The sequence below is a fragment of the Caballeronia sp. TF1N1 genome (genome assembly GCF_022878925.1).
Classification (GTDB): Bacteria; Pseudomonadota; Gammaproteobacteria; order Burkholderiales; family Burkholderiaceae; genus Caballeronia.
Genome location: NZ_CP084629.1, coordinates 851,786 through 866,000, shown reverse-complemented (window position 1 = coordinate 866,000; position 14,215 = coordinate 851,786). Strand labels below are relative to the sequence as shown.

9 protein-coding genes are annotated in these 14,215 nt (G+C 54.6%); 5 read left to right on the top strand and 4 right to left on the bottom strand.

Annotated elements, in window-relative coordinates; translation table 11 throughout:
• The first annotated feature begins 319 nt into the window (after window positions 1-319).
• Window positions 320-1,498: a glycosyltransferase family 4 protein gene (locus LDZ28_RS30015; protein WP_244831390.1), complete on the top strand. Its 1,179-nt coding sequence runs from the start codon at window positions 320-322 to the stop codon at window positions 1,496-1,498.
• A 68-nt stretch (window positions 1,499-1,566) separates the two neighbouring features.
• Here LDZ28_RS30015 and LDZ28_RS30010 read toward each other — a convergent pair whose 3' ends face one another.
• From LDZ28_RS30010 to LDZ28_RS30000, 3 genes are all read right to left on the bottom strand, one after another.
• Window positions 1,567-2,940: a UDP-glucose/GDP-mannose dehydrogenase family protein gene (locus LDZ28_RS30010; protein ID WP_244831389.1), complete on the bottom strand. Its 1,374-nt coding sequence runs from the start codon at window positions 2,938-2,940 to the stop codon at window positions 1,567-1,569.
• Window positions 2,941-3,005: 65 nt separating this feature from the next.
• Complete coding sequence (locus tag LDZ28_RS30005; RefSeq protein WP_244831388.1) at window positions 3,006-3,338, bottom strand: hypothetical protein; 333 nt, start codon at window positions 3,336-3,338, stop codon at window positions 3,006-3,008.
• 73 nt (window positions 3,339-3,411) lie between these two features.
• Window positions 3,412-4,137 carry a Crp/Fnr family transcriptional regulator gene (locus LDZ28_RS30000; protein ID WP_244831387.1) on the bottom strand — a complete coding sequence of 242 codons (726 nt, stop codon included), beginning with the start codon at window positions 4,135-4,137 and terminating at the stop codon, window positions 3,412-3,414.
• Window positions 4,138-5,664: 1,527 nt separating this feature from the next.
• On the opposite strand from LDZ28_RS30000, the gene LDZ28_RS29995 reads away from it, so the two are divergent.
• Window positions 5,665-6,780 carry a glycosyltransferase family 1 protein gene (locus LDZ28_RS29995; protein ID WP_244831386.1) on the top strand — a complete coding sequence of 372 codons (1,116 nt, stop codon included), beginning with the start codon at window positions 5,665-5,667 and terminating at the stop codon, window positions 6,778-6,780.
• A gap of 75 nt (window positions 6,781-6,855) precedes the next feature.
• On the top strand, window positions 6,856-8,073 hold the full coding sequence (locus tag LDZ28_RS29990) for a glycosyltransferase family 4 protein (RefSeq protein ID WP_244831385.1): 1,218 nt from the start codon (window positions 6,856-6,858) through the stop codon (window positions 8,071-8,073).
• Between the two features lie 47 nt (window positions 8,074-8,120).
• Here the strand turns inward: LDZ28_RS29990 and LDZ28_RS29985 are convergent, their stop codons facing one another.
• Window positions 8,121-9,380, bottom strand: a complete 1,260-nt coding sequence (locus LDZ28_RS29985) for an oligosaccharide flippase family protein (protein ID WP_244831384.1) — start codon at window positions 9,378-9,380, stop codon at window positions 8,121-8,123.
• Between the two features lie 522 nt (window positions 9,381-9,902).
• On the opposite strand from LDZ28_RS29985, the gene LDZ28_RS29980 reads away from it, so the two are divergent.
• A complete protein-coding gene (locus LDZ28_RS29980) occupies window positions 9,903-11,402 on the top strand; it encodes a tyrosinase family protein (RefSeq protein ID WP_244831383.1) in 1,500 nt (499 codons plus the stop codon).
• Window positions 11,403-11,879: 477 nt separating this feature from the next.
• Entirely contained in the window at window positions 11,880-14,189 is a 2,310-nt protein-coding gene (locus LDZ28_RS29975) for a polysaccharide biosynthesis tyrosine autokinase (RefSeq protein ID WP_244831382.1), read from the top strand.
• The last annotated feature ends 26 nt before the right edge of the window (window positions 14,190-14,215 follow it).

Genomic DNA, 14,215 nt, shown 5'->3' with positions numbered 1-14,215 from the left:
TCATGCAAGGAAGAACTCTCGAAACTTTCGATTGGTTGACCACAGTATGAACAGCTCGAATGCTCGACGTTGTGCGCTAACCAACAGACGTACGATCTGCGTTTTTAAGCACGATGTCCGGTCATTCTTTACTGGAAACGATATACGCGGCAGGGCAAAACGCCCGAAACAATTTCACCTATTTTGAGGATTCCCTTGCAATTTGTTGGCGGCCATCGAAGTGTTAGGTACACCACAAAAATTGGGATTTCTACCTAGGACCATAAGGCCTTAAGCCCAAGAAAGTCTCCTCATTCGTTTCTTTAAACGAGGGAAAACCGTGAAAATTGCGATTGTCCATGATTGGCTCGTGGTGTCTGGAGGCGCGGAAAAAGTTCTGCAGCAAATTATCGAGTGCTTCCCCAGCGCCGAGATTTACACCATCGTTGACTTTCTTAAAGACCGCGCTTGCGTCAAGGATTGCAAAGTACACCCGTCCTTCATTCAAAAAATGCCCTTTGCAAAAAAGCGCTACAGGTCCTATCTGGCGCTAATGCCTATAGCAATCGAGCAGCTCGATCTTTCAAGCTACGATCTCATCATTTCCAGCTCTTACGCGGTTGCCAAGGGAGTAATTACCGGACCGGACCAGCTTCATGTCAGCTATGTTCACTCGCCGGTTCGCTATGCCTGGGACTTACAGCATCAATATCTCAACGAAGCGGGCCTGACCAAGGGGTTGAAGTCGGTCATGGCGCGGCTTTTGCTGCACTATATTCGCGTATGGGACGCACGCTCGACCAACGGCGTGGATTATCTGATCGCCAATTCGCACTTCATCGCGCGCCGTATCAGGAAGGCATACCAACGTGACTCGACTGTGATTTATCCTCCGGTCGACGTGCGTTCACTTCCCATGCGAACACAGAAAGACGACTTCTATTTGACCGCATCGCGACTTGTACCGTACAAGCGCATCGACCTTATCGTAAAGGCGTTTTCCCGCACGCCGGAGCGGCGTCTTGTCGTGATCGGGGACGGTCCCGACATGCAAAAGATTCGTGCGTCCGCAGGTCCGAACGTCGAGATCCTCGGCTATCAGTCATTCGAAGTCTTGCGTGACCACATGCAGCGCGCGCGCGCTTTCGTGTATGCGGCCGAGGAGGACTTCGGCATATCGATCATAGAAGCCCAAGCATGCGGCACGCCGGTCGTCACGTTCGGCAAAGGCGGCGCACTGGAGACGGTGATCGGCCTGCCACGCGAACGCCCCACAGGCCTCTTCTTCAAGGAGCCAACGTGTGAGTCGCTTATCGATGCCATCGAGCGCTTTGAGCGCAACGCGCATCTGTTCGATCCGCGCGCATGCCGCGACAATGCCGAAAGATTTTCGACCGAAAAATTCAAGGCGTCGTTCTCGGCGTTCATCGAAGTCAGGCTTGCTCGTTTCCGTGCCGAAAAAGAAGTGGCTCTTGTACCAAGTCGAAGCAATGTAGCGGTGACCGAGTCGCAAGTGTGACCGAACACCTCGGATGCGAAAAAAGGCGTTGCGAGTAATCAACCCGCAACGCCTTTATCTTTTAGCGATTACTTTGGCTCAACCGTGGGCCGACCGATGGCCTCGTAGACAAAGCCCAGCTCCGCCATATTCTCGGGATCGAACAAGTTGCGCCCATCGAAGATTAACGGCTTCTTCAAACCAGCATGCAGCGCTGCGATATCGGGGCTCTTGAACGCTTTCCATTCGGTGACGATTACAAGCGCGTCGGCGTCCTTCACACCTTCATACTGGTTGCTACAAAATTTAAGCCTTGCGCCGTACGAAGGGTCGTCTGCCAAGTCGAGCGCGAACACCCGTTGCGCCTCATCCGAAGAAACTGGATCGTATGCACGAACAGTCGCGCCTCGCTTGAGCAATTCGGCAATCAACCTGCGGCTCGGTGCTTCGCGCATGTCGTCGGTGTTTGGCTTGAAGGCCAGCCCCCAAACCGCAAGTGTTTTCCCCGTCAGATCCTCACCAAGCCGCGCGCAGACCTTGCTGACAAGCACGTCCTTTTGCGCATGATTCACCGACTCCACCGAGTTCAGTATCTGCAGATCGCGGCCGTACTCATGCGCTGTTTGAATCAATGCACGCACGTCCTTAGGGAAACACGAGCCACCGTAGCCGCAACCCGCATAAAGAAAATCGTAGCCGATGCGCGGGTCCGATCCTATGCCACGCCGCACCGCCTCGATGTCCGCGCCCACCATGTCGGCGAGATTCGCCAACTCGTTCATGAACGAGATACGCGTCGCAAGCATTGCATTAGCAGCATACTTCGTGAATTCGGCGGAGCGCACATCCATATACATCGTGCGTTCGTGGTTCCGATTGAATGGCGCATAAAGACGCGTGAGCACGGCGCGTGCGCGTTCGCCCGAGGTATCGGACGCGCAGCCAAGTACGATCCGGTCCGGGCGCATGAAGTCGACTACGGCTGCGCCTTCCTTCAGAAACTCAGGATTAGACACGACCGAGAATTGATGATTTACACCCCTGGCATCAAGCGCTTTTCGCACGGTGTCGGTGACTCTATCAGCTGTGCCGACCGGAACGGTCGACTTGTCGACGATCGTCTTGAAACCTTGCGCGTACTTGCCAATCTGCTCGGCAGCCGCTAATACGTATTGAAGGTCTGCGGAACCATCTTCATCAGGTGGCGTACCTACGCAAATGAACTGTACGTCTCCGTGCTCTACCGCCTTGGCGACGCTCGTCGTGAAGCTGATTCGTCCTGCCTTTACGTTGCCCTGAATCAGCTCCTTGAGTCCTGGCTCGTGAATGGGAATGCCGCCCCGGTTAAGCAAATCAATTTTTTCTTGGTCGACATCCATGCAAAGAACGCTGTTACCCACTTCGGCCAGGCATGCGCCTGTAACAAGGCCAACATAGCCCGTACCAACGACGGTTACTTTCATAAGCCCGCTCACAATAGAAAAGTTAAAAGGGACCGTCTAAGCGGCGCGACGGTCAAAAGGCCTTACTAACCACTTCTTGAGACGTCGAGCATGAAATCGACGGTATGCTGGCTAAAGCGACCAATGAGCATGAGCCGACGCTGTGCCTCTTGACCGCCGTATGTTTTTGTTGCAACGATGATTACGGCCAGGCCGCTAGCCGGCTTTGCCTCATCGGCTGGAACACCACGCGTTTCGAAGTCGTCCGGCAATTCGACTCTCGTTGGCCACGCCCTCGCGAGTATCACGCGCTTTATTACCGATCCCGCTTCGTTCCGTATCTCGACCGGCATGGTTAGATCGTTGTCGGCGGTGTCCGTCGATGACGCAGCAAGATTGAGAATGAGCACACGGGCCATCGCAGCATCTCCTGTTCGGTGTCTGAAGCTCGTTGATGCACCTGCTCTTTTGCAAGCGACAAGCTCATTCTCTTTACGGGGTCGTGATTGTCGCTGGCAGCAAGCGATTGAACTCCGCCTTGATAAGACCGTAGCATTCGCAAGCACGCGCTTCGAGCGCCTTGCGATCAAGAACGCGAATGCAGCCGCGCGTCTGATACACGACGCCGTGCGAGTGCAATCTCCCGACTGCTTCGGTGACGCCTTCGCGACGCACGCCCAACAAGTCGGCGATGTGCTGCTGCGTGACGCGCAATTGATTCGATGAAGCCCGGTCGAGCCCGACCAGAAGCCATCGACAGAGTTGACTGCTTAGCGAGTGATACCGATTGCATGCCGCGTTCTGCGCGATCTGCGTGAAGAACGCATGGATATAAAGCATGGAAAGGCGATCAAGGAGCCGCGAGCGCTGCAAGTGTTCGCGCAGCAGATGCGCGTCCATGCGGTACGCGGTGCCGCTGCATTCCACTGTGACCATCGTGGGCATGGTGTCGCCTTCCGTTAAAACGGGCACGCCAACCATGCCTTCACGCCCTACCGTTGCAATCTCGACCGAGCAATTGCCGTCCAACGCATGTGACAGAGAGATGACCGCGGACGCCGGAAAGTACACATGAAGAAACGAGTCATGTGCATTGCAAAGCACCTGTCCCGCTCGCAACTCGATGATCTCGAGATCGGGCGCGAGCGCCTGCCATTCTTCCAGTGGCAACGCTCGCAACAAATGATTTCCGTGCAGATCCGATTGAAGATTCAGCATAAACTCGCTCTCGTTTTTTTGGGGCGCGTAACAACACGCGCGCTAGAAGGTGAATCAGCTATTCGTTCGAATCTCGTAGCTTTCCGCTAGCGGGCACGGTGGAGGGGTTTGCGCCCATCGGATGTCGATTCTTCCGGTCTTGGCGGAATTTCGACAACCTTTCCGATCGCTGCTCCAACTTGCTGAAAAGCGACATGAGAACGACCAAAAAAACAAATGTGCACAACACCCAGACAACTGAAGCCGCACGAGCGATGAGAGCGAAGAATGCGCGCGCTCGGTCGATGATCCACATAGACGACTCCGTGAACGAAGGTTCGTAGTCCAAATCCCTTCAAGTCGAGATTGGCCAATCGCGTGCCTCTGTAGGGAGACCGTCGGCATCTCGTACTGGTGGGACGGCGGACACACGGTGGAGCGTTCGCACCGACGCGTTGTCCAATAGGGCTGTTAACTTTCCGCATGATCGTCCTTAGACGAGCGGCGCCCTACTTTGCTCTAAAGATGTTGTCGAATGCTGCGTATCAGTCGAATGCACCTCCAGAGAACAGGTCCTAGGCCTACTAACTATCGTAGATTGCTTACGAGGTTCAATGTGGTCTAGGGCACCAAAGTCCAAAGCGCTCGAAATTTCAATGCTCACATTCCATCAAAACGAAAAAAGTCTTGTTCAACCAATGAGGAGTACGATAAAACGCGTGCCAGCTGCGAAGTGCTTTATGCGAACAAGTAACTCAGGTATTAGGTGCCCAGTTAGCTAGCGGAAATCGGGTCTGCTTAGAGCAAAAAACTACAAATACGCTTCGTCTTATTCATCAGACTAATCGGCCGACTTGTTTGATCGAGCTACATGTCTTCCATCTGATGATTTTCGCGCAAACCTTTGCGCGAAAACGTTAGTTGGGACCACCAATTTTAAGATGTCAAGCACATGTAAGGATCAAGCCGATTTTATCAGGGGATTTCGCCAGGCGTAAAGGTAAAGCGCGGCTCATTAAAGAGTGAACGTACGATCTAAAAAGCGGCAACGTTTTTCAATTTTGAAACAAAACGATTCTTAGTGCTTGCTTTTTTGTACGGCATGTACGTCAGTGTTTTCCCGCACAGAGCCAAATATAGCGGCAAGAAAAACTCCCTGTGTGTCTTCATCACACCAATGCGCGTGCACCACTGACGTCGACTGCACGTGTCGCTGGGCCGGGCTCCTCCATCTCGGACTACTTTGTCCGGGACTCGCCTTCCTCGTCGTTGAGCAATGGGTATCTTCCTCGGAGAGCTTTCCATGAAAGCAGTGCAATTTGCGCTGGAGCGAATTAGGAAGTCGATTAACACCGCTGATGCCTTGAACATGCGGTCGTCCGCCGTTCTCGTATCGGACTTACGGCTTTTAATTGAAGTAGCTGAGACGGCCGAATTGGAACGTCTGACAAATTCAGGTTCACAAATTCCCGTGGCCGAACGATAAGCGTGCATACCACACCGTAGCCGGTACGCACCGGAATAATTCGCAGTATTAACGGGGGGTCCATGGGGTTTACCATTAATGGCAAATTTGCATCTCAACGCATCACAGGCGTGCAACGCGTTGCATTTGAATTGACGCGGGCGTTGCAGGCGCAGGCTTCGACTCCGAACGATCTGCCGCTCGTGGTGCCACCCGACGCCAAAGACCTTGGACTAGCCAGCCGCAAAGGGCGTTTGCCGCAGCTGCTCAAGGGAAACCTATGGGAGCAAGTCGTTTTGCCGCTCGAATCGGCACAGGACACACTGATCAGCTTGTGCAATACCGGGCCGTTGCTCAAACGTCGCCAACTGGTGATGATTCACGATATGGCGGTTTACGACGTCCCTCAAGCATTCTCGAAGAAATTTTCTTTTTGGTACCGATTCAAGTTTTCAGTTCTCGCTAAGCAGACCCGACTGATTCTCACCGTATCGGACTTCTCGAAACGGCGCATTTGCCACCATCTAGGCTTAGCGGAATTGCATGTCGAGGTTATTCGTCCCGGCGCGGATCACATGGATCGCATAGAGCCTGATCCGGCTATTCTCACTCGTCTATCGCTTGAGAAAGGGAAATTCTGCGTTCTAGTCGGGAGCCTGGATCCTCGCAAGAATCTGCAGCGCGTGCTCGATGCTACGAAGCTGCTCGAAAAAAAATCCGATATCAAGTTCGTCGTGGCGGGAGGAGCAAATCCGCGTGTATTCGCCGCACAGGACGTGCAGGGCGTCGCGCAATCAGATAAGGTGACTTGGGCAGGTTTTGTATCGGACGGCGAATTGAAGGCGCTGTATGGAAGCGCTGCCTGCCTCGTTTTTCCATCTCTGTACGAGGGTTACGGACTTCCGCCGCTAGAGGCCATGCGCTGCGGGTGTCCAGTCATTACGTCTTCGGAAGCTTCGCTTCCCGAGGTCTGTGGCGACGCGGCCATGTATTGTGATCCGCTTTCAGCCACTGATATTGCAGCGAAGATCGAAGTGATGACCACACAACACGATGTCCGCGAGTGGCATCGTCAACGCGGATACGCGCGAGCCAACCAGTTCAGGTGGGACCGCGCTGCGTATGCGCTTGCGCAAATTCTCTATGGCGAACGCCACGAAAGTGCGCTTTACTTGAAGACGCAACCTACCAAGGATTGAATAAATACCGTAGTATTACAGATGACTTGCGGAACGCTTCCTGGATCAGCGATAACACCAACTACTGCGGATGCCGTGAAAATACTCATCGCGAACACTTTGTATCATCCGGATTCCGTCGGCGGGGCAGAGATATCGACGCGACTCCTTGCAGAGGGTCTCGTCAAGGCCGGAATGGAAGTGTGCGTAGTTTGCGCTACAGGCGCCGGCGTGGATCGGATCAGCAGACTTAACGGCGTAAAGGTCTACCATCTTCGCTCGGTCAATGTTTATTGGCCGCACAAACCGAAGAAGCATTCGTCTGTCGTCAAGCTCATCTGGCACGCCATCGATCTGCACAACGTGATCATGTCGCGCAAGCTCAAAAATATCATTGCGCGGGAAAAGCCCGACATAGTCAACACGAGCAACCTTTCCTGCCTCTCAATTGACATCTGGCGCGTGGCCCGTAATGCCAACGTGCCTATAGTGCATACGGCTCGCGACTACTATCTCATGTGCCCGACGTCCACCATGTTTTCCGGTGCGAAGCCTTGTGAGCGTCAATGCGGCATGTGCTCGTTGTATGCGGGACCGAAGCGTGCCGCATCCGCGAGTGTGGACGTGGCCGTCGGCGTAAGCAGATTTGTCTTGCAGAAGCACGTCGATAATGGCTTCTTCCCAAGCGCAATGCGCACCGAGGTCATCAGCAATTGTTATGTTCCGCTGGACGATGCTGCTCCCATTAAGCGCGTTTCAAAGTACGAAAGCGGCCCTGTACGGCTTGGCGTGCTCGGACGCGTTTCGCCGGAAAAAGGACTTGAGGTTTTGTTCGAGCAGCTTCTTGCGGATCATTCGCTCGAATGGACGCTTGCCATCGGTGGTAAGGGCGACGCGGAATATCTGGGGGAGCTGAAAGAGAACTATGCCGACCCGCGCGTCGAATTCCTTGGGCAAGTGAAGCCTGGCGAATTTCTGGAAGCCATCGACATTCTCATCGTGCCATCGAAATGGAATGAGCCCTTTGGACGCGTGACGGTCGAAGCTTATTCACACGGCGTGCCGGTCGTGGCTGCAAACACAGGTGGAATTCCGGAAGTGATCGAGCCAGGCTCCAACCTCCTCTTCGATATGGAGCAGCCGCACACGCTTATAGACAAACTTCGCGATGCCGTGAAGCTCTTGCAGGACACGTCATTGCACGACCGCTTGCGCCAATACGCCGAAGGTTTTAGCGTTGCCGCGATGGTAGATGCCTATATCGACGTCTATCAAACTGCGTTGACTAAGCCTGTTCTCAAGAACGTCGCTTAAAGCAACCCCATCGCACGATCTATCTCGACGAGGCGGTGCCTGCCGCTTCATTCGGGAACGCCCTGCTTCAAAAAGAACGGAACTCGCTGCATATAGAGCGTTGTCGCCATGGCGATCGCGACGTATGCCTGCACCGTGAGAAGCGCTGTAGCGGCGCCTAGTTCCGCAAAGAAAGTGGATAGAACGGTCAGAAGCGCAACGTTAAGAACCGCCGCGCCCAAAAGCACGCGCCCAAACTGCGACTTCATTCCAAGGGGCAGCATGGTCTGCACGCCAAAAACATCTGCAATACCTGACAGGAACGGCACGAACGCCATGAGACGCAATACGTCGACTGTAGGCTGATAGTGCGGACCGTAAAGCAATTTCACCGCCAACGGCGCGGCTGTAAAGATGGTCAAAGAGATCAACGCAACAACCGTCCCTTGGAACGCTAGCATTTTTCTTAAGAAGGAAAAAGCCGCATCGCGCGAATGATGCATGAGATAGCTGATGCGCGGATAAGCGGCGGTTTTGAGCGGGCTCATGATGCCTATGGCGGCGCGGATTAGCTTATCGCCCGCAGCGAAGTAGCCGGCGGCAACGTTCCCGGAAATAAGGGCTAGCAGCACCGTGTTGCTCGACGCGCTGTATTCATTGATGGCTGTCGCGAGGAAGACGCTCCAGCCGTCCTTAAGGGACTTTGCAATCGAATCCAGCGATACGGAAACAAAGTCGAGCTCACGACGAAAGTAAAGGTACGTCATGATGGTCAGACCCGACATCAAAGGTACGAGCGAATTGACGCCCATTGCCCAGTAAATGTCGTCTCGACTGTGCACGAGCAAGTACATTGCGGGAACGCTCAGCACGCGACTCGCAAAGACAATGGCGCCCGTGATGCGCAAATCTTCTATACCCTGGAAATACCACGTCGGCGTGAGCATCGCGCCAACGGCAAGGCCAAAGCCTAGGAGGAGAAGTTCGCGATCTTGTGCAAGGCGGTCAAACACGAAAGACAGGGTCAGCAAGATGGCAAAGCCGCCAATCGTGACCACACCCTGCGCGCAAAGCGTCGACCAGAAGACTCGAGAGCGCTCTTCGCGATTGGCGCGGTTGACGGAGATTTGCGGCGTAGCAGTTAAGCCAAAGCCATAGTTCGTCAAGACAATAAAATAATTAATGAAGGCCAGCGCAAACGCGAGGCGCCCGTACCCCTCCGGTGTAAGCACGCGGGTGAGCAGGGGAAGCGTGAGCAGTGGAACCGCGTAGGTCGATACCTGAAGAAGCAACAAAACCGCAAAATTCTTCCGGAACGAAGAAGCCATATATGTACTCGAGCGTGAAGGGTTTCACGTGTCGCATTCCAGTCACGGGCGAGCACACGCGATGAGTGCGGCAAACAGCGACAGACACAGCCGCGCTAAGCAGCGCTCGAAAGATCGCATGAAAGACCATTAAGTCCTTCAAACTATCGCACTGCGTCATCTGCAAAGGTGCGCTTAGCCGGTTAAGAACACAAGTTCGAAAAATTCAAGCCCTACTAAGCGGGCTTACGGGCGGGGCTGCAGCGGTATAAATTCGTTCGTGTCGAAAGCTCGGTGAAAAGACTTTGTCGTGTGCGAGACCGTACGATCAGAACGGCATCGAATGCAGTAGAACTTCATATCAACACGTCAATTCCTCGGCTACGCGAACGTTCGAAGTCGCCACCCGCCTGAAGCAGGCTGATCGAGCCCTTGGCTCGTCCGATCCGCCCTAGCCTGAACCTCTTCCGACACGAAAAAGCGCACCAAGATCGCGCTTCGACGGACCCGCATTACTTAGGCAAACTACGTTATGGAGCGCTGATGTCGTATCTTAAACTTGATCGTCGCACTTTCCTGGGCGCCTCTGCGTCCGCACTACTTGTGGCTCCCTTTCCACAAAACGCGCTGGCTACCACGACATACGTACGCCTCGAATGGGAGCAATTCAAGCTGACGCCACAATATGGATCGTTCATCAACGCTCTGCAGACCATGATGGCAAACAAGACGGCCAGCAGTCCCAATTCCTGGCTGTACTGGGCGAACGTGCATGCTAATTACTGTCCGCATAAGATGCCATATTTTTTGGCTTGGCATCGCGGATATCTTTATTACTTGGAGAAGCAGTTGCGGATCGTGTCCGGTGACAACGCTCTGACGCTGCCGTACTGGGATTGGTTTCACACACCAAGCATCCCACCAGAATTCACCGATTCAGCTAGCGGCAACCCGCTTTTCTGCCCGCGGCTAAACAACAATGTGTACTCGTCGCTGGACCTGTCGCCATTCGCCGCCACGACCGTGAATTTTCAGCGCGGGACCGCTAACTCCTTCGAGGAAAAATTCGAAACCGCGCCGCACAATCCGGTGCACAACCTGATCGGCAACGTCATGGCAACAATGCAATCGCCGCGCGATCCTATTTTTTACCTGCATCATGCAAACGTGGATCGCCTCTGGCATGCATGGGCTTTGCCTGATGGCAGAACCATGCCTGTTCCGACTGCAGCTTACTGGGCAGGCACGTTCACCTATGCAACGGGATTAACCATCAAAAAGTCCGACTGTTATTCGAACCGTCGCACGCTTGGCTACGATTACGCCAACACCAATCGCCCTACCGCGCTTCCGCCGCAGGCCAATGCAGCGCACATTATTCGCGTCCAGGCGCAAATCACACCGCTTCGCTCGCGCCCGGCACTCGTGAGCCTTGCCGCCACACCCGCACGCACGCTTGCCACCGGACGACGCGCGATAGGCGGCGTGAAAGGCTTGGCACTACGAGAAGCATCGGTCAGCGTTCGCGTAACGACGGAAGCGAGTTCGACGCAAGACCTTCAGGATTTACTATCCGCAACGTCGATTGCCTCGTCCACGGACGCTAAAAGCTCATCGGCAACGCAGGCGCTAGCCGTCCCTGCAAGTCGTTATCGGTCGGTCAAGATTGTCTTCGACGGACTCGCCTTGACGCGCGCAGGCGCTGCTGGCGGATACTTCTATAACGTCTATCTCAACTTGCCAGATAAGGTCGACGCCGAAACCGCCAAATCCACCTATTTTATTGGCACGCTCGGTCCATTCGAGATAGCCGGGGCTGCGCATCATGGCGACGTCGAGCTTGAATTTCCCGCAACCGAGGCGCTTGCCAAGATGGGCGCTGGCGCGACCCGAGAGTATGTCGTTTCCTTAGTGCGCGTGAACGGATCCGAGACGGCAAAAGGCGAGGTCATGACAGTAGGCGAAGTTCGCGTCGAATTAACCAACGACGCGCCGTTTATCGTTCAGCCCGCAGTCTCGCGCAAACCGGGCGATGCCTATTAAATGCTTATGAGGCGTCGTGTTTATCGTTCTATTTTTTTAGATGAAGACGCCTCACTTATCCCTTTTTGGGCCGGTTCAGAACCGCCTGGCATGCGTTTGCCGTATGCGCGCAAATTTTGTCAATGCAACTTGCGCGAAGCGCGCTTCCGTACGTGTGTGAGGAGGACCACATTTCCAAAAAACTCTCCCAAGGTAAATTGGGTTCAGCCTCTTCAAAGGCACGATAGGCGTTAAAGCCTGGCTCTGATGTGACATTTAGAGTTCTTTATTTCGAAGGTCACTAATTTGAAAGAAAGATCGTCTAAGACGCGGCGACCAACCAAGGTCAAACGTGTCTTCGTTTGCGCGGTTCCACCGTGCTTAGCCTCGTCTTGCGATTGATCGCCGCTCACGCGTAGCGCGTTTGTGATAGTGCGGCCCGGTTTTAACCGGGCATTCGTAAGCTTTCTATCCTGTTCCACGCTCCGGGAAATACACGTGAAAGACTCCGTCGCCACACATATGCCTGATTTTAGCCACGAGCGCGGCCAGTTATCTGTGCGCGCCATGTTGGCTCTCATGAGAGATCATTACAAGGAAATTCTCCTTGTGGCGCTTGGCGTCACATTGATCGCGGTCGCGTATGCATTTCTCGCCACGCCTCAATATCAGGGCGATGCGGTGGTCAGAGTCGATCCAACGGAGCCCAATGCGCTTGGCATCGCCCTGCAGAATCAGGATGCGCAAGTATTGATGAACCCGTCTCCTGGCGCCGAAATGGCGGTCATGACGAGCCGATCCGTGCTTCAGCCGGTCATCGAAAAATATCGATTCGATGTCGCCGTGATTCCGAAGCAGATCCCTATTATCGGGTCGCTCGCAAATAAATTGGCTACGCCGGGAAGGCCCGCGTCTCCTTGGCTTGGGCTCAGCTCATTCGCGTGGGGTGGCGAGCAACTGCAGGTTGCTTCGTTCGACGTGCCGCATGAACTGGAAGAAGAGAAATTCACTTTGACGGCAGGTGCTGATGGGCATTATCAGCTTTCGGGTCCCTCCGGCGAATTGCTCATTGCGGGCGTCGCTGGCAAGCCGGCCAGCGCCAACGGTGTATCGCTCGATATCAAGAAGATCGTCGCTCGCCCGGGTACCGACTTCACTTTGATCCGCTATAACTCGCGCGATGCCGTAGCGCGTTTCACCGACCTGCTGCAAGTGCAGGACATGGCTAAAGACACGGGCGTCATCGAATTTACATTCCTCGACAGCAACCCTTGGAAAGCGGCTCAAGTGACGAACTCACTTGTCGATCAGTACATTGCCACCGCGGTGGCCGCGAAGCAACGCTCGGACAGCGCCACGTTGGAGTTCATCAATCAGGAATTGCCGAGATTGAAGGCGGATCTCAAGCGCTCGGAACTGGCGCTCAACGAATACCGTTCCAAAGCCAAGGCATTGCAACCGACCGCAGAGTCGCAAGCGTATCTTCAAGGTGGCATCGAACTGCAAAAGCAATATGCAGCTTTGCAGATGGAGAGGACTCAGCTCCTGAATCGTTTCCAGCCGAGCAGCCGCTGGATAGTGAATATCGACGATCAGCTCAACGATCTCAAGCGCGCAATGTCGACGCTGGACACGCGCTTCTCCGAGATGCCGTCCTCCGAGCGCCAGAGCCTCGATCTTGAACGTGACGCCAAAGTTGCCGAAACGATTTACCTTGGAATGGTGCAGAAGTCGGAGCAGCTCTCCGTGCGGCGTGCGAGCTCGACAGGTGGCGCGCATATTGTCGACTACGCCATCACGCCTTTGCATCAGGTCAAACCTAATCGGCTTCTCGTGATTGGTGGCGGTGTGTTTGTCGGGCTCATCTTTGGCGTGTTCTCGGTCTTCATCCGCAAGCACGTCATGACTGGCGTGACTGACCCGTCATACATCGAAGAGCTTAGCGTACCGCTCATCGGTGCTGTCTATTTCAGCCAGCATCAGATGATGTATTCGAAGAGCGCTGCCCAACGGCTCGCCTTGCCTTCCGGCTCATCGAGAATTCCGGGCAAGCGTTCAACTGGCATTGCGGCGCCCTACCGGTCCAAACGTAGAAGCGCTGATCCGTTCCGTGACGATCATCTGGCGTTGCTTGCCGCGCAATACCCGCAAGACCCGGCGGTCGAAGCGATCAGAGAGGTGTGCTCGCCCCTACTCAATGACCTCAGTCATATCCCAAACAAAGTCATCTGTCTGACCGGACCGACACCAGGCGCTGGCAAGAGCTTTATCGCGGCTAATCTCGCGGCAGTGCTTGCGGAGATCGGTCATCGCGTGCTTCTCATCGATGGCGACATGCGTCGTGGACGTCTTGCATCGCTATTCGGTCAAGGCAACGCTGGCGGCCTACATGAAGTACTGCGCGGCGATCGTGATCTACACTCGGTCGTACGTTCTGTAGGCGTGGATGGCCTTTCATTCATGTCATGCGGATCGCGCGGCGCAAATCCGGCCATGCTCTTGATGAAGACATCGTTCGATGATGTATTGAGGGACTTGAGACCGCTCTTTGACGTGATCGTCATCGACACGCCGCCGATGCTCGCGGTGGGCGACGCTTCTATCGTTGCAACCAAGGCCGACGCCACTTTACTCGTGCTGCGTTCGGGCTTGCAAAGTGAGAAGGAAATTTCGGAGACGGTCAAGAAGCTTGAAAGATCCGACGCGCGCGTGCTCGGCGCGGTCTTCAACGCTATTCCGATACGCCGTAGCGACAAGAGCTATAGCTACATCATGGCGGACACCGCAGCGGCGGCACAACCGGGCTAAGCAGCGAAGCACATCGCGTTTCTTCT

Coding starts and splice junctions, on each gene's coding strand:
- LDZ28_RS30010 (WP_244831389.1), bottom strand. CDS start 2,940: ATGAAAGTAACCGTCGTTGGTACGGGCTATGTTGGCCTTGTTACAGGC.
- LDZ28_RS30005 (WP_244831388.1), bottom strand. CDS start 3,338: ATGGCCCGTGTGCTCATTCTCAATCTTGCTGCGTCATCGACGGACACC.
- LDZ28_RS30000 (WP_244831387.1), bottom strand. CDS start 4,137: ATGCTGAATCTTCAATCGGATCTGCACGGAAATCATTTGTTGCGAGCG.
- LDZ28_RS29995 (WP_244831386.1), top strand. CDS start 5,665: ATGGGGTTTACCATTAATGGCAAATTTGCATCTCAACGCATCACAGGC.
- LDZ28_RS29985 (WP_244831384.1), bottom strand. CDS start 9,380: ATGGCTTCTTCGTTCCGGAAGAATTTTGCGGTTTTGTTGCTTCTTCAG.
- LDZ28_RS29980 (WP_244831383.1), top strand. CDS start 9,903: ATGTCGTATCTTAAACTTGATCGTCGCACTTTCCTGGGCGCCTCTGCG.